This window comes from Nocardioides sp., from assembly GCF_041913365.1.
Taxonomy (GTDB): Bacteria; Actinomycetota; Actinomycetes; order Propionibacteriales; family Nocardioidaceae; genus Nocardioides.
On record NZ_JAYSFM010000001.1, the window covers coordinates 306,683 to 328,190 of the forward strand.

25 protein-coding genes are annotated in these 21,508 nt (G+C 71.8%); 6 read left to right on the plus strand and 19 right to left on the minus strand.

Annotated features, from left to right (window positions below; all coding sequences use genetic code 11):
- Window positions 1-4 precede the first annotated feature (4 nt).
- Together ACE3QY_RS01540 and ACE3QY_RS01545 are read right to left on the minus strand one after the other, a co-directional pair.
- Window positions 5-820: a hypothetical protein gene (locus ACE3QY_RS01540; RefSeq protein ID WP_374454241.1), complete on the minus strand. Its 816-nt coding sequence runs from the start codon at window positions 818-820 to the stop codon at window positions 5-7.
- 45 nt (window positions 821-865) lie between these two features.
- A complete protein-coding gene (locus ACE3QY_RS01545) occupies window positions 866-1,555 on the minus strand; it encodes an NUDIX domain-containing protein (protein WP_374454242.1) in 690 nt (229 codons plus the stop codon).
- Between the two features lie 89 nt (window positions 1,556-1,644).
- Here ACE3QY_RS01545 and ACE3QY_RS01550 point away from each other — a divergent pair, with 89 nt between their 5' ends.
- Entirely contained in the window at window positions 1,645-2,664 is a 1,020-nt protein-coding gene (locus tag ACE3QY_RS01550; protein WP_374454243.1) for an SPFH domain-containing protein, read from the plus strand.
- Entirely contained in the window at window positions 2,661-3,539 is an 879-nt protein-coding gene (locus tag ACE3QY_RS01555) for a hypothetical protein (protein WP_374454244.1), read from the plus strand. The genes ACE3QY_RS01550 and ACE3QY_RS01555 overlap by 4 nt, the downstream gene beginning before the upstream one ends.
- Before the next feature lie 3 nt (window positions 3,540-3,542).
- Here the strand turns inward: ACE3QY_RS01555 and ACE3QY_RS01560 are convergent, their stop codons facing one another.
- From ACE3QY_RS01560 to ACE3QY_RS01580, 5 genes are all read right to left on the minus strand, one after another.
- Window positions 3,543-6,065 carry a polynucleotide kinase-phosphatase gene (locus ACE3QY_RS01560; RefSeq protein ID WP_374454245.1) on the minus strand — a complete coding sequence of 841 codons (2,523 nt, stop codon included), beginning with the start codon at window positions 6,063-6,065 and terminating at the stop codon, window positions 3,543-3,545.
- Window positions 6,058-7,494, minus strand: coding sequence for a 3' terminal RNA ribose 2'-O-methyltransferase Hen1 (locus ACE3QY_RS01565; protein WP_374454246.1), 1,437 nt, complete (start codon window positions 7,492-7,494; stop codon window positions 6,058-6,060). Before ACE3QY_RS01565 ends, ACE3QY_RS01560 begins: the two co-directional genes overlap by 8 nt.
- A 67-nt stretch (window positions 7,495-7,561) precedes the next feature.
- Entirely contained in the window at window positions 7,562-7,864 is a 303-nt protein-coding gene (locus ACE3QY_RS01570) for a hypothetical protein (protein ID WP_374454247.1), read from the minus strand.
- Window positions 7,854-9,449: a TROVE domain-containing protein gene (locus ACE3QY_RS01575; RefSeq protein ID WP_374454248.1), complete on the minus strand. Its 1,596-nt coding sequence runs from the start codon at window positions 9,447-9,449 to the stop codon at window positions 7,854-7,856. Before ACE3QY_RS01575 ends, ACE3QY_RS01570 begins: the two co-directional genes overlap by 11 nt.
- Window positions 9,450-10,009: 560 nt before the next feature.
- Window positions 10,010-10,912, minus strand: coding sequence for a DNA polymerase beta superfamily protein (locus ACE3QY_RS01580; protein ID WP_374454249.1), 903 nt, complete (start codon window positions 10,910-10,912; stop codon window positions 10,010-10,012).
- A gap of 270 nt (window positions 10,913-11,182) precedes the next feature.
- Here ACE3QY_RS01580 and ACE3QY_RS01585 point away from each other — a divergent pair, with 270 nt between their 5' ends.
- Window positions 11,183-11,884 carry a hypothetical protein gene (locus tag ACE3QY_RS01585; protein ID WP_374454250.1) on the plus strand — a complete coding sequence of 234 codons (702 nt, stop codon included), beginning with the start codon at window positions 11,183-11,185 and terminating at the stop codon, window positions 11,882-11,884.
- Window positions 11,885-11,890: 6 nt separating this feature from the next.
- On the opposite strand, the gene ACE3QY_RS01590 is transcribed toward ACE3QY_RS01585, so the two are convergent.
- From ACE3QY_RS01590 to ACE3QY_RS01620, 7 genes are all read right to left on the minus strand, one after another.
- Window positions 11,891-12,064: a hypothetical protein gene (locus ACE3QY_RS01590; protein ID WP_374454251.1), complete on the minus strand. Its 174-nt coding sequence runs from the start codon at window positions 12,062-12,064 to the stop codon at window positions 11,891-11,893.
- The gene (locus tag ACE3QY_RS01595; RefSeq protein WP_374454252.1) at window positions 12,061-12,513 is read right to left on the minus strand and encodes a hypothetical protein; all 453 of its coding nucleotides are present in this window, start codon (window positions 12,511-12,513) and stop codon (window positions 12,061-12,063) included. Before ACE3QY_RS01595 ends, ACE3QY_RS01590 begins: the two co-directional genes overlap by 4 nt.
- Window positions 12,513-12,668 carry a hypothetical protein gene (locus ACE3QY_RS01600; RefSeq protein WP_374454253.1) on the minus strand — a complete coding sequence of 52 codons (156 nt, stop codon included), beginning with the start codon at window positions 12,666-12,668 and terminating at the stop codon, window positions 12,513-12,515. The genes ACE3QY_RS01595 and ACE3QY_RS01600 overlap by 1 nt, the downstream gene beginning before the upstream one ends.
- Before the next feature lie 115 nt (window positions 12,669-12,783).
- Entirely contained in the window at window positions 12,784-13,587 is an 804-nt protein-coding gene (locus tag ACE3QY_RS01605) for an addiction module protein (protein ID WP_374454254.1), read from the minus strand.
- The gene (locus ACE3QY_RS01610; RefSeq protein ID WP_374454911.1) at window positions 13,580-14,281 is read right to left on the minus strand and encodes a hypothetical protein; all 702 of its coding nucleotides are present in this window, start codon (window positions 14,279-14,281) and stop codon (window positions 13,580-13,582) included. The genes ACE3QY_RS01605 and ACE3QY_RS01610 overlap by 8 nt, the downstream gene beginning before the upstream one ends.
- 121 nt (window positions 14,282-14,402) lie before the next feature.
- Window positions 14,403-14,774, minus strand: coding sequence for a hypothetical protein (locus tag ACE3QY_RS01615; protein WP_374454255.1), 372 nt, complete (start codon window positions 14,772-14,774; stop codon window positions 14,403-14,405).
- Window positions 14,775-14,920: 146 nt separating this feature from the next.
- Entirely contained in the window at window positions 14,921-15,865 is a 945-nt protein-coding gene (locus tag ACE3QY_RS01620; RefSeq protein ID WP_374454256.1) for a 1,4-dihydroxy-2-naphthoyl-CoA synthase, read from the minus strand.
- A 142-nt stretch (window positions 15,866-16,007) separates the two neighbouring features.
- Between ACE3QY_RS01620 and ACE3QY_RS01625 the strand changes: the two genes are divergently transcribed.
- Complete coding sequence (locus ACE3QY_RS01625; RefSeq protein ID WP_374454257.1) at window positions 16,008-16,457, plus strand: nitroreductase family deazaflavin-dependent oxidoreductase; 450 nt, start codon at window positions 16,008-16,010, stop codon at window positions 16,455-16,457.
- Here ACE3QY_RS01625 and ACE3QY_RS01630 read toward each other — a convergent pair.
- Window positions 16,454-16,636: a hypothetical protein gene (locus ACE3QY_RS01630; protein WP_374454258.1), complete on the minus strand. Its 183-nt coding sequence runs from the start codon at window positions 16,634-16,636 to the stop codon at window positions 16,454-16,456. The two genes, ACE3QY_RS01625 and ACE3QY_RS01630, sit on opposite strands and share 4 nt — an antisense overlap.
- 85 nt (window positions 16,637-16,721) lie before the next feature.
- On the opposite strand from ACE3QY_RS01630, the gene ACE3QY_RS01635 reads away from it, so the two are divergent.
- Both ACE3QY_RS01635 and ACE3QY_RS01640 read left to right on the plus strand, forming a co-directional pair.
- Window positions 16,722-17,717: an NAD-dependent epimerase/dehydratase family protein gene (locus ACE3QY_RS01635; protein ID WP_374454259.1), complete on the plus strand. Its 996-nt coding sequence runs from the start codon at window positions 16,722-16,724 to the stop codon at window positions 17,715-17,717.
- A 122-nt stretch (window positions 17,718-17,839) separates the two neighbouring features.
- Complete coding sequence (locus tag ACE3QY_RS01640) at window positions 17,840-18,496, plus strand: response regulator (RefSeq protein ID WP_374454260.1); 657 nt, start codon at window positions 17,840-17,842, stop codon at window positions 18,494-18,496.
- 18 nt (window positions 18,497-18,514) lie between these two features.
- Here the strand turns inward: ACE3QY_RS01640 and csrA are convergent, their stop codons facing one another.
- Genes csrA through flgK form a run of 4 tightly spaced genes read right to left on the minus strand, consistent with a single transcriptional unit; the run spans window position 18,515 to window position 21,507 of the window.
- Window positions 18,515-18,757 (minus strand): carbon storage regulator CsrA, encoded by a 243-nt coding sequence (gene csrA, locus ACE3QY_RS01645; RefSeq protein WP_374454261.1) that lies wholly within the window; start codon window positions 18,755-18,757, stop codon window positions 18,515-18,517.
- A gap of 34 nt (window positions 18,758-18,791) precedes the next feature.
- Window positions 18,792-19,202, minus strand: a complete 411-nt coding sequence (fliW, locus tag ACE3QY_RS01650; protein ID WP_374454262.1) for a flagellar assembly protein FliW — start codon at window positions 19,200-19,202, stop codon at window positions 18,792-18,794.
- An 8-nt stretch (window positions 19,203-19,210) separates the two neighbouring features.
- Complete coding sequence (gene flgL / locus ACE3QY_RS01655; protein WP_374454263.1) at window positions 19,211-20,107, minus strand: flagellar hook-associated protein FlgL; 897 nt, start codon at window positions 20,105-20,107, stop codon at window positions 19,211-19,213.
- The gene (flgK, locus tag ACE3QY_RS01660) at window positions 20,107-21,507 is read right to left on the minus strand and encodes a flagellar hook-associated protein FlgK (protein WP_374454264.1); all 1,401 of its coding nucleotides are present in this window, start codon (window positions 21,505-21,507) and stop codon (window positions 20,107-20,109) included. Before flgK ends, flgL begins: the two co-directional genes overlap by 1 nt.
- Window position 21,508 lies beyond the last annotated feature (1 nt).

Consider the following 21,508-nt stretch of genomic DNA (forward strand, 5'->3'; position numbering starts at 1 on the left):
TCGGTCAGGTGGCACGTCGGCGGACCGACACCGGCACGAGCGCGACGGTCGTGGCGCCGGCGATGTCGGAGGCGCTGATCCGCAACGCCTCGGCGTAGGGGCCGGGGACCATCCGGACGGCGAAGCCGCCGTCCGGATCCGCCGGCTGGCATGCTGCCAGCGCCTGGAAGGAGTCAGTGCTCACGCAGACCTGCGCGACCGGCGTCCCGGTGACCGGGTTGGCGCGCACGGTGCCGCGGACGGTGACGGCCGGACCGTCGAGCCGCTGGTCGCGCTCCAGCGCCACCTCGAGGAGCGGGCCGCCACCGACGACGACCGTACGTCCCGATCCCGGCACCTCGACCTGTGCGTCCACGAAGCCCTCGTGGGCCATCAGCCGGACCTCGCGCACGGGCTCGCCGGGGCCGAAGTCGGCCAGGCACCCGCCGCCGTACTCCTCGTCCTCGCACTCCACGCTGTCCGGTGTCGGTCCCAGCAGGTCGAGTGCACGCGCGACGAACGCCTCCGGGTCTTCGGCGCGCACGTCGTCCTCGCGGATGATCGGCGGGCCGTCGTCAGGCCAGCGGTCCACCGGGACAGCGAGGCCCTGGCCCTGCCGCTGCACCGTGCACACGGTGGCGGACCGCACCTCGGGCTGGTGGCCACAGTCCGTGACCTCCGCGGGCCCGAGCGGCCAGTCCCGCAGCCAGTCGTCCACCTTCGCCCGCGCCTCGGCGACGGGCACGGGTGGCGGGCCACTGTCGTCGACGTCGGAGTGGCAGCCGCCGGGATCGGTGGTCAGCAGCACCAGGGTCGCGAGCAGGAGGCGACCACTGATCATGCGTATTGGTAGCACCTGCCGCACCGTGCGGTGGTCACATCGGCGTCACGAACCGGTGACGCTTCGTAGCAGCGGCGGGTGCAGGTGCGTCAGCGAGCCCACCCGGTAGAGCCGGGCGGGCCGTCCGCCGTCGCGGGTCGTGGTGGCGCCGGTCGGCTCCAGGAAGCCCTCGGTCCGGGTGACCTTGCGGTGGAAGTTGCGCGGGTCGACCTCGACGCCCCAGACCACCTCGTAGACGCGGCGCAGCTCGCTGACGGTGAACTCCGGCGGGCAGAAGGCGGCCGCGAGCGGGGTGTACTCCAGCTTGGCCCGCGCGCGCTCGACGCCGTCGCGGAGGATCGTCGCGTGGTCGAACGCCAGCGACCCGGTGGCGATGTCGCCGACCGGTTGCCAGCGAGCCTCGGCCGCGTCGCTGCCCGCGGTCGGGGTGGGCAGGTCGGCGGCGAGCGCGACGTAGGCGACCGTCACGGTGCGCATGCGCGGGTCGCGGTGGGGGTCGCCGTACGACGCGAGCTGCTCGAGGTGGAAGCGGTCCGAGGAGAGGCCGGTCTCCTCCAGCAGCTCGCGGGACGCGGCCGTCACCAGGTCCTCGTCCGGCTGGAGGAACCCGCCCGGCAATGCCCACTGGCCGGCGAAGGGCTCCTCGCCGCGGCGGACGGTCAGGGCGTGGAGCCGGTCGTCGCGAATCGTGAGGACGACGAGGTCCACGGTGACGGCGACGGGGGGATGGGCCATGGGCCGACCCTACTCTCTTCGCGTCAACTTGACGATTAGTCCTCGGCGCAGTTATCGTCATACTGACATTAACTACCGAGGAGGACGTCATGGCCCACATCTCCCGCTACCCGCTGGTCCGCCACCTGCGCGGGTCCGGCACGTCGTACGTCGAGCAGATCCGCAACGGCCGGACGATCCGCGGAGGTGTGGGCGCGGCCTTCTGGTTCCGGCCGCTCAGCGCCGTCCTCAACGAGGTGCCGGTCGACGACCGCGAGCTCCCGCTGCTGTTCCACGCCCGCACCAGCGACTTCCAGGACGTCACCGTCCAGGCGACCGTCACCTACCGGGTCACCGACCCGTCCGTCGCCGCCGACCGCATCGACTTCTCGCTCGACCCGGAGCACGGCACCTGGCGGGCGACGCCGCTCGAGCAGGTCGCCGGGCTGCTGGTCGAGTCCGCGCAGCAGTACGCCATCGACCTCCTGGCCACGGTCGACCTCACCGCCGCGATGGCCGGGGGCGTCGGGCCGGTGCGTGCGGTGATCGCCGAGGGCCTGCGGGGCGACGAGCGCCTCGCCGAGACCGGCATCGCGGTCGTCGGCGTGCGAGTGGTGGCGCTGCGGCCCGAGCCCGAGGTCGAGAAGGCCCTGCGCACGCCGACCCGCGAGCAGGTGCAGCAGGAGGCGGACCGGGCGACGTTCGAGCGACGCGCGGTGGCCGTCGAGCGCGAGCGTGCCATCGGAGAGAACGAGCTCCAGACCCGGATCGAGCTCGCCCGTCGCGAGGAGCAGCTGGTCAGCCAGCGCGGCGCCAACGCCCGTCGCGAGGCCGAGGAGAGCGCCGCCGCCGGGGCCATCGCCGCCGAGTCGGAGGCCCAGCGCACGGTGACCCTCGCCGAGGCCCGCGCCCAGGGCACCCGCCTCGCCGGCGCGGCGCAGGGCGAGGCCGAGGCGGCGCGTGTGGCGGCGTACGCCGACGTGTCGGAGGCGGTGCTGATGGCCCTGGCCGTCAAGGAGCTGGCCGCCAACCTGCCGAAGATCGAGTCGCTCGTGCTGAGCCCCGACCTGGTCACCCGGGCGCTGGCGCAGCTCGGCAGCGCAAAGGCGGGATCGGGGGCGGAGTCGTGAGCCTCACGCCCCGGGTGGTCGTCGTGCACCGGCGCACGGAGTACGACGAGCTGCTCGCCACGCACGGCACCCGGGGACAGGCGGCGTTCTTCCTCGGCACCCGGGGCCGCGACATCGCGGAGCTCGAGGAGCGCCACCGGCTGACGCAGCGCGCCCTCGAGGCAGCCACGGCGGCGGTGCCGGTCGACTGGCGCCGCGGCAGCGTGGAGCGGGCCGACGTGTCCCGCTTCCTGTTCTCGCCCGACGACGTCGTGGTCGTCGTCGGGCAGGACGGGCTGGTCGCCAACGTGGCGAAGTACCTCGACGGCCAGCCCGTCATCGGCATCGACCCCGAGCCCGGCCGCAACGCCGGCGTGCTGGTCACGCACGCGGCCGCCGACCTCGGCGACCTGCTCCGCGCGACCGACCGGGTCACCGAGCGGACGATGGTGGCCGCCGAGCTCGACGACGGGCAGCGGCTGCTGGCCCTCAACGAGGTCTTCGTCGGCCACCCCAGCCACCAGACCGCGCGCTACGAGCTCCACGCCGCGGGTGGCGCGTCGGAGGCCCAGGCGTCCTCGGGCCTCATCGTCGCCAGCGGCACGGGCGCGACGGGCTGGTGCCGCTCCATCTGGCGCGAGCGGGGGAGCAGCCTGGCGCTGCCCGCGCCGAGCGACCCGCGGCTGGTGTGGTTCGTCCGGGAGGCCTGGCCCTCGCCGGCGACCGGCGTGACCTTGACCGAGGGCGAGCTGGTCGGCGACGAGCTGGCCCTCACCGTCCAGTCCGACCGGCTCGTCGCCTTCGGCGACGGCATCGAGGCCGACGCGCTCACCCTGACCTGGGGCCAGACGGTCCGCCTGCGCCGCGCCGAGCGCGCGCTACGGCTGGTGGTGTGACCCTCACAGGCGCGGGTCTACCGGCTCGGACTCCAGGGCCAGTACGGCGAACACGGCCTGGTGCACCTTCCACAGCGGGTCGCCGGCGACGAAGCCGGTCAGCGCGTCCAGGCCGAGGCCGTGCTCGCGCAGCGCGAGCTGGCGCTTCTTGCCCAGGTGGCGCTGGCGCAGCACGTCGAGCGACCCGGTGTAGTCGGGACCGTAGATGATCCGGAGGTACTCGCGGCCGCGCACCTTGATGCCCGGCTGCACCCGGCCCTCGGTGAGGTGGGCGGGCTTGACCACCATGCCCTCGCCACCGCCCGCGGTGAGGTCGAGCCACCACTGCGTGGCCGCGTCGCGCTCCTCACGCGACGACAGGTCGACGTATCGGTGCCGGGTCGGGGTGATCACCTCTCCCTCGAGCCGTGCCAGCTGGTCCAGGTGCCACGCGTGCGGCTCCGTGACGGCGAGCGCCCGGCCCTCGGCGGCGAGCACCTGGAACGGCGCCAGGGTGACGCCGTCGAGCCCGTCGGTGGGCCGGACGTACGCCGCGTAGGCGTCGCGGAACGCGCGGGCGTTGGCCAGCCGCTCCCCGGTCCGCGCCGCCAGCTCACCCACGTCGAGGCCGCGGGAGGCCGCCGCGTCGAGCAGCGCCCGCGCCTCGGGCAGCGCGTGGCGCGCGGCCGCGCCGACCGAGGCGTACTGCGCCTTGATCAGCTCGAGCGCCTTGGCCGACCATGGGAGCAGCTCGCAGTCGAGCGCTAGCCAGTCGGTGTCGAGCGACTCGAACAGCGGCCGTGCGGCGGTGCGCAGCCGGTCGACGAGCTCAGCGGTGTCGGGGAAGAACGGCCGCCCGGTGCGCGTGAAGACCACACCCGACGTGCCGTCGGCGATGCCGAAGCGCCGGGCGGCCACCTCGGCGTCGCGCGCGACGACCGCGATGGCCCGCGACCCCATGTGCTTCTCCTCGCACACCACGCGCGTGACGCCCCAGCCGGCGTACTCGTCGAACGCCTCCTCGGGATGCTCGAGGAAGCCCTCGAGCGTCGAGGTGGCGACCGGCGACATCGTCGGTGGGAGGTAGACGAGCCAGCGCGGGTCGACCGCGAACCGGCTCATCACCTCCAGTGCCGCGGCGGCGTTCTCCTCCGGCACCTTGACCTTGCCGGCGTGCGGCGACTGGAGCCAGCGGGTGCCGGCGACGTCGTCGATCGACAGCACGGAGGGCTCGCGCTCGGTGACCTCGGGCACGAGCGGGCGCACCGGCTCGTACCACTGCTGCTCGGCGGGGACCGAGACGATCTCGCGCTCCGGGTAGCGCAGCGCGGTGAGGGCGCCGCCGAAGACCACTCCGGTGTCGAGGCAGATCGTGTTGTTGACCCACTCGGCCGTCGGGACCGGGGTGTGGCCGTAGACGACCATCGCCTCGCCGCGGTACTCCTGCGCCCACGGGTAGCGGACCGGGAGGCCGTACTCGTCGGTCTCGCCGGTGGTGTCGCCGTAGAGCGCGAACGCGCGCACCCGGCCCGACGACCGGCCGTGGTAGGCCTCCTTGAGCCCGGCGTGCGCGACGACGAGCCGGCCGTCGTCGAGGACGAAGTGGCTGATCAGCCCGTCCATGAAGCGCAGCGCGTCGGCGCGGAAGTCCTCCGGCTCGGCCTCGAGCTGCGCGAGCGACTCGGCCAGGCCGTGCGAGACGGTCACCTTGGCGCCGCGCAGCGCGCGGACCAGCTTGGCCTCGTGGTTGCCCGAGACGCTGATCGCCGTGCCGGCCGCGACCATCCCCATGGCCAGCCGGAGCACGCCGGGGGTGTCGGGTCCGCGATCGACGAGGTCGCCGACGAAGACTGCCTGCCGGCCCTCGGGGTGCTCGGCGCCGACGGCGACGTCGCCGTCGTGGTGGATCGTCCAGCCGAGCTCGGTGAGGAGCGTGCGCAGCTCGGAGGCGCAACCGTGCACGTCGCCGATGATGTCGAACGGGCCGTGCAGCTCGCGGCGGTCGTTCCACGGCTTCTCGCGGACCACCTCGACCGCGTCGACCTCGTCGATGCCGCGGAGCACGTGCACCCGGCGGAAGCCCTCCTTGGCCAGCTTGCCGAGCGACCTGCGCAGGTCGCGATGCTGGCGCGCCACGACGTGCGAGCCGAAGTCCCGGTCGGGACGATCCGCGTTGCGCCCGTGCGCCACCGACTCGGGTACGTCGATCACGATGGCGTCGACGAGCACGTTGTGCTCCCGCGCGAGCTTCACCAGCGACGCGCGGGCCGGGCGCTGCACGTTGGTCGCGTCGACGACCGTGAGCAGACCGCGCCGCAGTCGGGTGCCGACGATGTAGTGCAGGACGTCGAAGGCGTCGGGGGTCGCGGACTGGTCGGTCTCGTCGTCGGCGACCAGGCCCCGGCAGAAGTCGCTGGAGACGACCTCCGTGGGCTTGAAGTGTCGCCGCCCGAAGGTCGACTTGCCGCTGCCGGACACGCCGACCAGGACGACCAGACCCATGGCGGGCACCATCAGCTGGCGGTGCTCACTCCGGTGCTCAGTCATCGTCGCCCTCCTTCTCGTCGGCCTGCTCGTCGGTGAGGCGGGTGAAGACCGCCATCTGGGTGGGTGTCCCGAGGGACTCGTCGTGGTCGCCGATGCCGTGCACCTCGACGCGGTAGCCATAGGTCCGGCAGACCCGCTCGGCCCACTCGCCGAGCTCGGCCCGCGTCCACTCGAAGCGGTGGTCGGGGTGCCGCATCCCGACCAGCGACTCGTAGAGCGCGTTGTACTCGCTGTTGGGCGTGGTCACCACGACCGCGCCCGGGCGGGCCGCGCCGAACACCACGCGTTCCAGCGCCTCGAGCCGCGGCGGGTCGACGTGCTCGACGACCTCCATCAGCACCGCGGCGTCGAAGCCGGCGTAGCGGGCGTCCTCGTAGGTCAGCGCGCCCTGGAACAGCTCGATCCGCTCGGCCTGGCGCTCGCTCATCCGCTCCAGGCGGAGCCGGCGGGCGGCGTGCTGCAGCGACCGCGTGGAGACGTCGCTGCCGGCGACGCGCGTGAACGCGGGCGTGCGCACCAGGCGCTGCAGGAACTGGCCGGGTCCGCACCCGAGGTCGATCACCGAGCGCGCGCCGAGGTCGAGCAGCATCTGGAGGACCGCGTCGTGCCGCTGGGTGTTGAGGGGTACGCGCGCCTGCTCCGGCTGCTGTGCCTCCTCGTCCTCGGCGGGCTCGACGGCGTCCTCGAGGTCGTCGCCCAGCTCGGCCAGCCGGGCGAGCGCGGTGCGGGTGAGCCCGCTGCGCCGGCCGAGGTAGCGCTGGGTGATCAGGCGCGACGCCGGGTGCGAGGCCAGCCAGCCCTCGCCCGAGCGCATCAGCTTGTCGACCTCGTCGGGGCCCTGCCAGTAGTGCTTGGACTCGTCGAGGACGGGCAGCAGCACGTGCAGCTGGTTGAGTGCATCGGCGAGCCGGACGGTGCCGGTCAGCCGGAGGCGGACGTAGCGCGAGGCGCCCCACCCCTCGATCGCCTCGTCCAGGGCGATCGGCTCGGCCTCGACGGTCCAGCCGAGCGGCTCGAAGAGGCGGTGCGCGACGTCAGGGCCGCCGCGGCAGGGGAGCACGGGGATCGTGACCTCCAGCGGGATCGCGGAGTCGGCCAGCTCCTGCCGGGACCTGCAGCGCCCGCTGCGCGCGGTGCTGAAGACGTCGGCCATCGCGACGCCGAGCAGCGACGAGGCGGCGTACGACCGGTCGTTGACGTACTGGGCGAGGCTGAAGTCGGGCGCGTTGCGGGCGCGCGAGCGGGCCAGGCGCACCGGGTCGACGTCGAGCATCAACGCGACGGTGCAGCGCTCCTCGGTCGCCTCGGGGTAGAAGACGGTGGCGGTCCCGAAGGACTGCGCGAACTCCTGCACCCGGTCGGGGTGCTTGTGGAGCAGGAAGCCCAGGTCGGTCGCCGGGGCGTGGGTGGTGGTCACGGTGAGCAGCACGGCGGCAGTGTGCCCGAGTCCGGGCAGTCCCTTCAGTCGTTCGGTCGGGTTTGGTGGGCCCTGGCGGTCAGCGTTGTCGGCGTACGACGAGCGCGATCAGCTCGCGGCTGCAGCCGACGGCCTGCGCGAGGGTCGTGTAGCTCCACCGCCGCGGGTCCTCGGCGCGCAGCTGGAGGAGCAGCCGGTCGCGTTCGGCCCGGCTCTGAGCCGCCAGCTGGTCGGCCTCGAGCGCCTTGCGATGGAGCTCGCGGGCCCGGGCCGCCCGGGCATCGGCGGTTGCCGAGCCGGGGCGGGACGCGGAGCGACGCCGGGAGCCGACCCCCTTCAGGGGATCGGTCCCGGCGCCGCCACTGCGGCCCTCAGAGTCCACGAGCGAACTCGGTGATCAGCGAGGGCACCGCCGCGTCGAACCCGACGACGTCCAGCATCCCGGCGTCAGTGGGATCGGCGATCGAGAACTCCGTGGCCGTCATGCCGACGACCACGAGCTTCGCGTCGATCCCGGACGCCTGCCGGTAGGCCGCGAGCGCCTGGTGCGGGTGGACCCTGCCCGCCCAGGTCTCGTTGTCCGTGTAGACCACGAACGTGTCGACCTCAAGGCGACGCTCGGTCGCGTGCACCATCGGCAGCGCACAGTCGGTCCCCGACATCGGCATCGCGTCGACCACGCGCAGGGCGTCGTCGAGGCGTTGCCGGGGCGAGATCCGCAGCGGGCGCAGTGCCGAGTCGTGCCAGTCGCGGCCGTTCCGGGTCGTGAAGCCGACGGCCGAGGCGTGCGGCTCCGTCGCCAGCTGCACCAGGGCCAGGGCGGCCGAGGCCTCCCGGGCCGTGACCGGCATGCCGGAGACGGGAACCCCCATCGAACCCGACACGTCGACCGCGAGCAGCGTGCGCTTCCCGGACGGCTGCACCGCACCGAACGCCGTGTAGAACGCGTCGTCCAGCGCGTCGGCGACCTGCCGGGTCGGCGACCAGGTGCCAGCGCCGCGTGCGGACCGCCCCGAGGCGTAGGTCCGCTGCGCCACCAGCACGCTGACCGGGTGCACCCGTGCCTTCCGCAGCCGCACCGCATCGGTCAGCTGGGCGGTGACCTCGGCCGTCCGCCCACCCATCTCGGGCAGGAGGCCGAGCCGCGTCAGCCGCGGCAGCTGCCGCATCAGCGCCGTCTGGGGCACGCCCACGTCGAGCAGCGCGTCCCAGACCGCCGACTCGCCGAGCGCGGCATCGGGCAGCATCTCCCACGACAGGCCGTGGTCCCGGACCACCCGGGTCCAGTCCGCCACCTGCGTGGCGGCCTGCGCCTCGACGAAGCCCTCGACCAGGGCCGGGACCTCGTCGCCGAGCGAGCCGTTGACGATCCACGCGAGCGTGTCGCGCAGACCCGGCCCGGTCGCGACCGGGTGCGCGAGCCGGAGCAGGTCGCGGTGCGTCCAGCCGTCCCGCTGGCGGTACTTCACCGCCTGGTAGGCCAGGGCACCCGGCTCCTTCTCGGTGTACCAGGCGGCGACCGCACGACGCAGGCCACGGCCCCAGCCGCGGAACTGCTCGACGTACGTCGCGAACTGGAACAGGTGTGTCCCGGTCCGCGCGACGCGGGGCAGCGCGGCCAGCGCGAGCGCCGAGGACTCCGGCACCGAGGCGGCGTAGGCCAGCGCGAAGAGTGCCGGGTTCTGCTTCGGCGCCACGCCACGGGTCGAGACCTCGACGATGGTCGACACGAGGGTCTCCGGGTCGGACTCCGCCATCCGCACCAGCACCTCGAGGTTCTCGACCGCGAGCTGGTGGGGCGCGGAGTAGTAGGTCCCGCCATCCACGCCGAGCACGAGGAACCGACGCAGACGCGCGGTGTCGTCCAGGGTGAAGGCATAGCCGCCGGCAGCGTTCTTCCGCTGGCGCCGGTCCGCCCGGGAGGTCTGCTCGGTGCGGCGCAGGTTGAAGGCGCGCAGCACGTCCATCGTCGTGTCCTTTCTCGTGATTGGGGGGTGGCGGGCGAGTCGTGCGGACCGACCAGGCCCCGGTCGCCCGGGGGTGCCCTCCTCCGAGGGCTTCCTTTTTGCAGAGGGAGAGATAACCGATCCGCTCCGGCCCGCCACCCGCGTGGCAGCCGAACGAGGTGAGGCGGGCGAGTGTCGACCGCCGGGATTCCTGCTCTACCCATTGAGCTACGCAGACGTGCTGCGACGGGACTCGAACCCGCAACCCGGCCATTGACAGTGGTAACCGACGGTCTCCGGCCCACCTGCACCTGTGTTCTGTTGTCCCGAGGAGTGTAGGGGCCTACACACCTCGCGCTGCAACAGGTTTTCCGGTGGAGCTGAAGGCCCGGGCGGGCGAGTGTGTGACCACCGGATCACCTGCTGCTCTGCCGACTGAGCTACCGGCGCGTGCGCCGAGAGGGACTCGAACCCCCGCCCCGCAGGTCCGGAGATAACCGATGGTCGCCGGCCCGCCCGGGCACCGCGAGTGGCCGAGTCTCCACGCCGTCGGGGCGCGGGTCAACGGAGTTGTGGCGCGCTCAGTCGCCCCGGCTGGCCCAGTACGCCAGGTGCGTCCGGTGCAGCCAGGCGTCGACCCACTCGCGGTCCGGCTGATCGGGCACCGATGCAGAGCCGCTGAGCTCGACCAGCCTCGTCTCGGCCGCCTCGACGGCGGCCACGACCTCGGCGAGCTCCACCTCGCCCCGCCGAACGGCTCGCAGGCGGGACAGGTCGGGCTCCGGAATCGGGAGGGTGATCCGTCCGGTGCTGAGCAGCTCGACGCCCTGGACGCCGAGGCGGAGCGCGTGCATCGCGAACTTGGTGTCGTACCCGTGCAGGGCGACCAGCTCGGGCCGGTTGGTGTGCGCCCCGACCTCGCCCGTCATCGCCGCCTTCTGCGAGCGGAGGTATCCGATGAAGCGGTCGGCGGCCAGCTTGGAGACGAACCGGTGCGCGTTGTCGACCAGCTCCGCGCCCACCTCCGTGCGGTGCACGACCTCCTCGTCGGGGACGTAGAGGACCAGGAGCACGGTGGGGTTGCCGGCGAGCGCCAGCCTCGCCCACTTGCGCGCCGAGTAGACGATCACGTCGAGGTCGCCTGCGCCGGACCGGTTGGCCAGCCCGCCGGGCTGGTCCCAGACCGTGTGCCGCTCGTACTGCTCGAACGCCACGGGCGCGGCCTCGCCCCGGGTCCCGCTCGGCACCCGCGCCAGCCCAGTGACGTACCTCGCCGGCTCGAGGCAGATGCCCATCTCGTCACGGTCGTCCTGCCCCTCGACCGCCGTGCCGTGCACGCCCGACCCGACCTGGACGCGCAGCACCATCCCCTCCTCGGCGATGTGCCGCGCCTCCTCCGACGCGTGCGGGTGGTCGAAGCCCGCGGGCAGGGAGATGTCGCCCTCGATGACGCTCGTACGTCGGTCCACGCTGGGGTCGGTCATCGGGCAGACGCTAGCGGCGCGGCGCCGGGCGCGCCTCCGTTTTCCCGGCCGGCTGCACGTGCGCTCGCCTGACGGCGCGCGCGTGGCGCTCAGTAGTACCAGGGGAAGCGCGGCACGCTCAGCGGGTGTTGGTGGTCGATGACGGCACTATGCGGTTGACCTGCGGAAACGTGATTGTGGGCGTTGGTCGTCGAGGGGCTCCGATGACTCTGCTGCCACGTTTTTGCCACGCACGCGGGTGGCTGATCGGGCGTCACTACCCTGTTCGTCATGCCCGTGCCGAAGGTCGTCGACTCCCTCCGCGGGTGGCTGGGTTTCAAGAGGCTCCAGACGCGCTGGGCGATCAAGAGCCGCTGGCGGCGAGTACGGGGGCGCCACGGCGCGTTCAAGCACGGCGAGCTCAGCGCCCGCGCCGCGCACCTCACCGATCTGTGGGATCGGACCTGGCCCCTGGCCAATCCCCTCGGTTACGAACTGCGAGTCGCGTACAGCGACCAATGGGTCCGGTTCCACAGCCTCCCCGAGTCGAAGCGATATGCCGAGAACGAGGTGGAGTACGACGAGATCCTCCGGCGTCATCGCACCGTCCTTCGAGAGCTCCACGGCTCCGCCGATCTGGCCGACCTATGGGTGATCGCGGCGGACTGGGGCTCGGATGACCTCGCCGCCGGGTGGTCGAAAGGCCGCCTGCCATCTGCCTGGCCCTGGCAGAAGCGCCAGGCCGAAGGCGACCCCGACGCCGGCTTCCACTACTTCTGGGCCGCGTGCGGATTGGCGGACGCCACCGTCGATGGGCTGCTGCTCGCAGCCGCCGACGACGAGGGCCGCTTCCTCATCGGCGCGCCCGATCTCGCCTGGCTCTACTGCCCATACGACGGCGGGGTCGACGTCCTCCTACCAGGTCGGGTCGAGCGCGATGCCCTCAAGTCGCGACACGAGGACTGGCTGTCGGCATACCCCGGCGGTCTTTGAACCGCGTCAGGCGAGCTCGATGACCTTGACGAACTCAGCAAGCGCCGTCGGGTTGCGGGTCATGTCGTACTCGCCGAGTAGCCGGATATACGCCTTGCGGTCGACATCCCAGTCATACCCCATCAGCGGCTCGTCGTCCTGGGCCGCGATGTAGGCCAGGTCGGCGACTAGGCGGGTCACGCGACCGTTGCCGTCAACGAAGGGTGGATGTGCACGAGGGCCGCGTGCGCAGCGATGCCGAGCCACCTCGGCGTCACGCCGGTCCCGTGCTCCCACCGCCACCGAAGGTTGTCGAGCGAGTTACGCATCTCGACTGCGATCCGCTCGGGCGCGATGCCGATGTTCGTTTCGCGCGCTCGCTGACGGCCACCCCACTCCCAGACGAGCCCGTAAAGCCGACTGTGGAGGTCGCGGACGAAGTGGTCGGTCAGGATCTCCGAGACCTCAAGATCGCCGTCACCGACCTTGGCGAGAAGCTCGTCTGTGACTTCGGTCTGGATCCGCTGTTCAAGATCGAAGAGATCCGCCTTGCGGATCGGCTCATCCAGCAGGTCACGCGCGACGTCAGTCAATGCGTCGCGTTCTTCCTCGGTGACGAGGGTTTCGCCGTAGTCCGGCTCGAAGGCCATCAGGCCTTGGCACGGAGCGAGGCCACGAACTGCTCGACCTTCTCAGAACTGACGTGGCCGGCAGGCACCACGCGCTTCTCGAGGCGGGATGACGCCTTGGTCGAGCGCTCGGCGAAACGACGACGAGCCTCCGCGGTCATCGTGCGCTTGGTCATCGCTTCCTCCGTTCTCGATCGGTGGCGGGGGAAGTCCCCGCCTAAAGGCTGGACCAGGGCCTCACGGCCAGCCCACTGACTCAATGGTACCTGTGAGGCGACCCGACGACCGAGCTCACTTCTCCCGCGCAGCGTCGCGTGCGGCGCGGTCAGCAGCGAGCTTGGCCCGAACCTCGTCGTGCGGAATTGTCCGGACCTTGCCGCTGAGGATGTCATCGACGCGCGACCCGATCTCATCGGTCCACGCATCATGGATCGACTCATCAGCGGACTCGACCGGGTGCCGATGCCTACGCAACTGCTCAAAGTGCTCGATTGCGTCGTCGACCTCAGCCTCGGACAGCGGCAACACTGCGTCGAACTTCGCCCCCGCCGCCCGGAGGTCGAATGCCGCCTCGCCACGGTCTTCGGCTGGGCCACCATCTTCGTCGTCTGCTTGCGCGCGCAAGTAGAAGGCCTGATTGAACTCCCACCCCTTCGCGGCGTCAGCGCGCGACCGCCACGAACGGAAATGAGCTGACCAGCCACCGCCCAAGACGTCGCCTGCGTCGACGTGGCAGCGATACTCCTCGCCAGGTTCGTCAGTCGCCAGAACCCACGGCCGCAGTAAGTAAAGCCCGACAACCTCGCGTCCAGGCCCGTACTCCCACGGAGTCGACACGACCGCCGCGAGATCGGGCGCGCTAACGGTTAGCTCCTCGGTGGCGCCGAGCGGCACAACCAGCATCGCAATCACATCGGGGTGGGCGCGCTTGGCCACGCCCACCGCGGCCTGAAGCACCTGCAGCCCAGCCTCGACGGGGTCCGCGGGCTCGAAGAACTCGTCGATATCGGCCTGCGCGAATCCGTTCGCAGCAATCTCGGCCATCGCTCGGGACGCCATCCACCGCCTCGCGACAACTTCGAGATCGTCAGTCATCCGCGCGTACCTCCGTGATCGGCTCTTCGACGCCCAGTGCATCCATCAACTCAGCCCTCAGGGCGGCGATCGCGCTCAGGTGTTCCTCGTTCGTCATGTCGGAATCGCTCGGCATCGCGTTGACGCGAACGCCGAGCGCGTCGGCTTTGACGTACTGGTGCCACGCGAGCGGGGTGCGCCGCCCCAACCGCTTCTCGCAGCGCGCCTGCATCAGGCCGTTGATCGACTCCCCGCGGCCCCACTCGAATCCTTCAATCCAGGCCACAGCGAGTCCAAACCGAATCTGTCCCGTCCACATCCCGATGCGGGGCAGCACGATGAGACAGACCCACTCCCAAGTCTTCTGCTCGGGCATCCAGACCGTACGTCGGGCAGTTTCCCCGTCGCCCAGCCACCATGTGGAGCTCTGCATCTCGGGTGGAGCGTCGTCCGGCTCGATGCCGAGGGCGTCAAGACGGTCGAACCACTCGTCACGTCGGCTCGGCCGAAGGCGACCCCCGCAGAACGGGCAGTGATGGATCTCGACCCACGACGATGCCGATCCTCCCGGCCCGTCGTGCACCCACAGCCCGTACTCGTCGAACTTCGCGCTGTAGCCGATCAGGTAGTCGCCGCACTCGCCGACCGCGGGGTGCTGATCGCAGCGAAACTCGATCGACTCGCGCATGCGCGCGCAACAGTGATGGACCGTCATCCGTCGCGCCACCTGTCGAACTCGACGTACTGCCCAGAGCCGTACACGTGAAGCTCACCGGTGACCTTGTCGACGACGAGCGGGCACGATCCGACCGCCTGATCGCGCAGATCACGTGTCCTCACCCAGCGTAGGCGCCGGCCAACCGCATCGCCGGCGAACCCACGCATGGCCGTCGCGCCCGCGCCGCCAACTTCCGGACCATCGGCCAACTGGCGTCGTCGAGCCACACCTGGTCAGACGCCGTTGGACCCTGCCGCTCCGAGACCGCCACCACTGCACGGACGACTGACCGGACTGCTGCCGCCTCGTGTTCATCGATAAGTAGCGCCGCGATGTCCTCCTTGGGGTCGCGTACGTCCCAGAAGGTGTCATCCACGAGCCAATGAACCGCTTCGGTCAGGGTGGGCCACTCCGCCGATGGGTTCGGACTGGCCAAGATGTCGAGTGCGTTCAGCACGTCCTCACGACGGTCCGGCCACTCGACTCCCATGCCCAGATGGTGTCACTTACGTCGTCGTACCGCCTCGCGCTTTCCGCGGCCAGCCGCGACAACGCGGCATCTCGACCGCGATTCTTGCCACGCATCTGCCACGCATGAGGCCCTAATGGGTCTCTGACCTGCGCAAACGCGTCAGATCAGTAGTACCAGGGGTACGGCGACCAGTCGGGGTCGCGCTTCTCGAGGAACTGGTCGCGGCCCTCCTGGGCCTCGTCGGTCATGTAGGCCAGGCGGGTGGTCTCGCCGGCGAAGAGCTGCTGGCCGACCAGGCCGTCGTCGAGGAGGTTGAAGGAGTACTTCAGCATCCGCTGGGCGGTGGGGGACTTGCCGTTGATCTTGCGGCCCCACTCCAGCGCGACCTTCTCCAGGTCCGCGTGCTCGACGACCCGGTTGACCGCGCCCATCCGGTGCATGGTCTCGGCGTCGTACTCCTCGGCGAGGAAGAAGATCTCGCGGGCGAACTTCTGCCCGACCTGGCGGGCGAGGTACGCCGACCCGTAGCCGCCGTCGAACGAGCCGACGTCGGCGTCGGTCTGCTTGAAGCGCGCGTGCTCGCGGCTGGCGAGCGTCAGGTCGCAGACCACGTGCAGGCTGTGCCCGCCGCCGGCGGCCCAGCCGGGCACCACGCAGATGACGACCTTGGGCATGAAGCGGATCAGCCGCTGGCACTCGAGGATGTGCAGCCGGGCCAGCCTGGCCTTGTCGATGACCGAGGCCTGCTCGGCACCGGTCTCGTCGGCGCCGATCGTCTTGTCCTCGTACTGGTAGCCGGCCTTGCCGCGGATGCGCTGGTCGCCGCCGGTGCAGAAGGCCCACTTGCCGTGCTTGGCGCTCGGGCCGTTGCCGGTGAGGATCACGCAGCCCACGTCGGCCGACGTCCGGGCGTGCTCGAGCGTGCGCAACAGCTCGTCGACGGTGTGCGGGCGGAACGCGTTGAGCACGTCGGGGCGGTCGAAGGCGATCCGCACCGTGCCGTGCGCGCGCGCCCGGTGGTACGTCAGGTCGGTGAGGTCCTCGAAGCCGGGCACGACGTCCCACGCCTCGGGGTCGAAGATCTCGCTCACGCCGTCGATCGCACTCATGCACGTACTCGCTTCGCTCCGTGCGCGCATGAGGCACCTTGCACACTGTGTTGGATGACTCGCTCGCTGCGCTCACTCATGGCCGCGAGGCTATCCGCAGGGGTGGGGGAAGACGGCCGCCGCCCGTGGTGTTGTGGGGGACATGGCACTGACTGGCACCTACGTCCCGAGCGCGGCCGGATGGGTCCGCGACCAAGTCGCCGAGTACGAGGCCTCTGACGGCGAGAAGGCTGGCACCCTGCGGGGCAGCAAGTATCCCGTCGTCGTGATCACCTCGGTGGGCTCGAAGTCGGGCAACCTCCGCAAGAACCCGGTGATGCGGGTCGAGCGCGACGGCGCCTACCTCGCGGTCGCCTCCAAGGGCGGCGCGGACGACGACCCGGCGTGGGCCGACAACTTCCGCAAGCACCCCGAGGTCGACCTCCAGGACAAGGCGGAGAAGCACACCTACACGGTGCGCGAGCTGAGCGGCGAGGAGCGCCAGGACTGGTGGCAGCACGCCGTCGCCACCTGGTCGACGTACGCCTCCTACCAGGAGAAGACCGACCGCCTCATCCCGCTCTTCCTGCTCGAGCGCAAGCCCGAGGCCTAGCTCGGCTGGGGCGGCGCCGGGTCGGCTCCGTCGACGGTCGCCTCCTCGTCGTCGTCGCGGTGCGCGGCGGTCTCGGGGTCCGGGTCCTCGTGGGACGGGGCCTCGGGCTCGAAGGGGTCGGCCGGCTGGGGCGACCCCGCCTCCTCGGGCATGTCGGGCTGGACGTCGTCCTGGCTCATCACGGCTCCTCTCTTCAGGGGTGACCCGGCAGTACCCGCCCGTCGGTCGCGCATACGCGTGAGGCCCGGGGGTACGGCGAGGGGCATGGTCGTCCTCGTCACCGGAGCCTCCGGGAACATCGGCAGCGCCACCCTCCGCGAGCTCGCGACCGGGGGTGCCCACCGGGTCCGCGCGCTGGCGCGGCGCCGGCCGCCCGGTCCCACGAGCGAGGGCTCGATCGAGTGGGTGGCCGCGGACGTCGGCACCGACGACCTGCTCCCGCACGTGGCGGGGGCCGATGCGGTCGTCCACCTCGCGTGGCGGTTCCAGCCGACGCACCGGCCGGAGATGACCTGGCACAGCAACGTCGTCGGCACCCGCCGCCTGCTCGAGGCCTGCGCACGCGCCGGCACCCAGACGGTCGTCTGCGCGTCGTCGGTGGCGGCGTACTCGCCGGTCGACCACGACGTCCCGGTCGACGAGAGCTGGGAGACCGACGGCAGCAGCGGGGCGGCGTACTGCCGGGAGAAGGCGTACGTCGAGCGGCTGCTCGACGACTTCGAGGCGGCCCACCCGAGCGTGCGGGTCGTCCGTTTGCGCCCCGCCTTCGTCTTCCAGCGCTCGGCCGCGAGCGAGCAGCGGCGCATCTTCGGTGGTGTGCTGGCCCGACCGTCGATGTTCGACGTGCGCCGCATCCCGCTGCTGCCCGTGCCCGTTGGGCTGCGGATGCAGGCCGTGCACTCGGGCGACGTCGGGCGCGCCGTCCGGGCCGTCGTCGAGCGGCCGGTCTCGGGCGCCTTCAACCTCGCCGGCGAGGGCGTGCTCGGCCGTGAGGAGCTGGGCGAGCTGGTCGGCGCCCGCACCGTGACCGTGCCCCCAGGGGCGGTGCGCACGGCGATGGACCTGGGCTGGCGGGCACGCGCCGTGCCGGTGCCCGGCAGCCTGTTCGAGGCGCTCCAGCACGTCCCGTTGCTGTCGACCGAGCGGGCCGCCGCGGAGCTCGACTGGCACCCGGAGCACGACGCGGCGCAGGCCGTGGGGCAGCTGCTCGACGGGGCGCGCCTTCGCGGGGGCAGCGGCATGCCCCCGCTGCACCGGTGACCAGACCGGTTGCCGCGTCCGCCCCTCGGCCGATTCGGGGGTTCGTCCGCGGCGGGTCGGGCGTCGACCTAGGGTGGAGACTCCCGCAAAGTAAAGGATCCGCGACCCATGACGACGGCCCCATGACGGCTGCACCGCCCATCCGCATCTACCTGCTCGACGACCACGCGGTGGTGAGGCGCGGGCTGCGAGCGGTCCTCGAGCTCGAGGACGACTTCGAGGTCGTCGGTGAGTCCGGCACCGTCGCCGAGGCGATCCCCGACATCCTGCGGGTCGCGCCCGACGTGGCGGTGCTCGACGGCCGGCTGCCCGACGGCAACGGCATCGAGGTCTGCCGGCAGGTGCGCTCGGTCAACCCGCAGATCCGCGCGCTGATCCTCACCAGCTACGACGACGACGAGGCGCTCTTCAACGCGATCCTGGCCGGGTCGGGGGGCTACGTCCTCAAGCAGGTCGACGAGGGTGCGCTGGTCAACAGCATCCGCGCGGTGCACCAGGGCCAGTCCCTCATCGACCCCGCCGTCGCGGTCCGTGTCATCGAGCGGATGCGGTCGGACAGCGAGACCCCGGACGGGCTGTCCGCCCTCACCGACGTCGAGTCGCAGATCCTCGACCTGATCACCGAGGGCCGCACCAACAAGCAGATCGGCGAGCAGCTCTACCTCGCCGAGAAGACGGTCAAGAACCACGTCACCAGCCTGCTCGCCAAGCTCGGCGTGCAGCGTCGTACGCAGGCGGCGGTGCTGGCCTCCCAGCTCGGCCGCAAGAAGCAGGGCTGACCCGAGGTCTGACCGGGCTCAGGCGTCCTTCGAGCGGTCCTGGATCCCCTTCAGCAGGGAGTCGACGGCGCCCTCGGGAGGCGACGCGGCCTCCTGGTTGGACTGCGCCAGCTGCGCCAGCAGCTCCTGGCGGTGCACCGCGACCGAGCGCGGCGCGTCGATGCCGATGCGGACGACGTCGCCCCGCACCTCGAGGACCGAGACGGTCACGTTGTCGCCGATGACGACGCTCTCTCCCGCACGACGGCTCACGACCAGCATGCGTGAACGGTACCCGAGGGTGGGTGCGGTCAGGTCACGCGATCAGCGGCGTGGCCACCGAGAGGTCCGGGTCGTCGAGCACGACCTGCACCGCACGGTGGGTCGCGAGGTCGAGCACCACGGGCGCCGCGAGGTTGGCCGTGGTGCTGGCCAGCGACTCGCCGGCGGTGAGCACGCACAGCAGCATCAGGTCGTCCACGGAGCTCGAGCCCAGGTCGGTGAGGATCGTGTCCTCCACCTCGGGGGAGTAGTCGGGGAAGAACGTGGCCGGGGGGACCACCAGGAACCTGAGACCCGGCTGCTCCAGCGAGGTCAGGCTGCAGAGGGCGCCGGTGTCGTCGACCCGGACCAGCGCGAAGCGCGCCAGGTCGGGAAAGCCGGGCATCGGCTGCACCAGCTCGATCACGGGGATCTCGGGGGCACCGGTCATGGTCGTGGACTCCATCGTGGCGATCATCGCAGAAACTCCAGAAGGCTCGGTTGCAGCACGCGTGAGGTCGCGGCGAGGGCGGCCTGGTAGGCCACCTCCTGCATCTTCAGCTGGACGGTGGCGAGGGGCAGGTCGGTGTTCTCGATCTCGCTCAGCGCGTTGGTCAGCGACAGCTCGGTGTCACCTGCCCGGATCCCGGCCTGCTCCACGCGGTCGGCCCGGGCACCGACGTCGGTGCGGGCCACCACCAGGCGGCTGCCGTCACCCTCGAGGGCACTGACACCCGCCTGGATCGCACTGGTGCTGCCGGTGCGCACGGCCGCGGCGAGGGCGGTGAGGTGGTCGAAGACGTTGTCACCGTCGGGACCGAACGCGGCGGGTCCGGCGACCGCCACGTCGACGACCACGCCCTCGGCGACCGCCCGTTTCACCGGGTTCGCGTCACCGGCGTACGTCACCACGCCACCGGCCTCGCTGAAGGCCGCGGCGCCGGCCGTCGTGCCGCCGAGCACGGGGCGGTCGAGGTAGGTGGTGTTGGCGGTGCCGAGCAGCGAGCTGCGCAGCTGCTCGATCTCGACGGCCAGCGCCTCGCGGGTGTCCTGGTTGACGGCACCGCTGACGGCCTGCTGACCGACTTCGCGGGCACGGCGCACCAGGTCGTTGGCCGTGCCGAGCGTGCTGTCCAGGGTGTCGAGCCAGCCGATGCCGTCCTGCGCGTTGCGGGCGTACTGCTGCTGGGCGCCGACCGACGAGCGCAGCCGCATCGCGGACGCAGCGTCGGCGGGGTTGTCGGAGGGCCGGTTGAGGACCCGGCCGGTGGAGAGGTGCTCCTGGAGCTCCGAGAGCCGCGTGAGGCTGGACTGGAGCCGGTCCAGCGACCGGTTGGTCAGCATCGACTGGGTGACACGTCCGATGGTCATCAGCGCACCAGCCCGGTCCGGTTGATGAGGGTGTCGAGCACCGAGTCGAGGGTCGTCATCACCCGAGCCGCCGCCTCGTAGGCGCGCTGCGCCTGCATCATCGTCACCGTCTCCTCGTCGAGGTTCACGCCCGACAGCTGCTCACGGGCGCCGTCGACCTGGCTCGTCAGGGTCAGCTGGGTGTCCGCGAGCCGTCGGACCGACGCCACGTCGGTGCCGAAGACGGTCACGAACCGCTGGTAGGACCGCTCGGGAGAGGCCAGGGCGCCGGCGATGGCGGTGGCGTTGCCACCGTCCCGGTTCGCGCCGCCGCCGATGCCGGACGCCGCGAGCTCGGTGGCGTCGTCGACCAGGAGGACCAGCGGGCCGCCCTCGGCGGCCGGGTCGACCGCGAAGAACGGCTGGCCGGCGGCGCCGGTGGCGTCGTAGCCGGACTGGTGAGCAGCGTTGACCGTGTCGGCCAGCTGCTGGGCGATGGCCGTGATCTGGTCGCGGAGCCCGGGCAGCGTGGTGCCGAGCAGGTCGACGGCGCCGCCGATCTCGCCGCGCAGGTTGCCGACCGCGGTGGCCGTGCCGCCGGGCGGGGTCACGGCGAGGGCCAGGGGCTGGCCGTCGGACGTGCCGTCGGGGTTGATGCCGGCGGTGACGGCGAGCGTGCCCGCCTTGCTGCCGGACACCAGCGCGACGCCGCCGACGGTGATGTCGAGGCCACCCTTGCCGTTCTCGGTGGCGGTGCCACCGGTCAGCTCGGCGAGCCGCATCGCCATGAGGTCGCGCTTGTCGAGCAGGCTCGACGGGTCGTTGCCGCCGAGCTTCGCCGCGGCGATCGCCTCGTTGGCCGCGGCGAGGTCGGCCGCGAGCGTGTTGGTCTCGCCCAGGTCGGCGAGCAGCGACATGCGCTGGTCGGCCTCCTCCGACTCGACGTTGCGCCGCTGGGCGGCGACCGCGTCGACGAGCGTCCGCGACGTCGAGATGACGGTCGCGCGCACCGCGGGGGAGTCGGGGCTGTTGCCGAGGTCGTGCCAGGCGTCGCGCACGTCCGCCAGGGCCTTCGAGATGCCGTCGCCGGCGGGCTCGCCCAGGGAGGCCTCCACCCGGGCCAGAGCGGCCGCACGGGTGTCGAGGAAGGACTGGGCGCCGTGCTCGCGCCGGGCCCTCGAGTCCAGGAGCGGGTCCACGAGACGGTCGACCGAGCCGATCCGGACGCCCTCGCCCTGGCCGTCGTACCGGCTCCACATCGCGGGCTGCGCGGGCGCGCCGACTGCCTCGCCCACCACGCGGCGCCGTGCGTAGCCATCCGTGGAGACGTTGGCGATGTTGCCGCTGGCGACCTCCATCACCGACTGGTGGTAGCGCAGGGCGCTGGCCGCGGTGCCGATGGAGCCGAAGGTCCCGCTCATG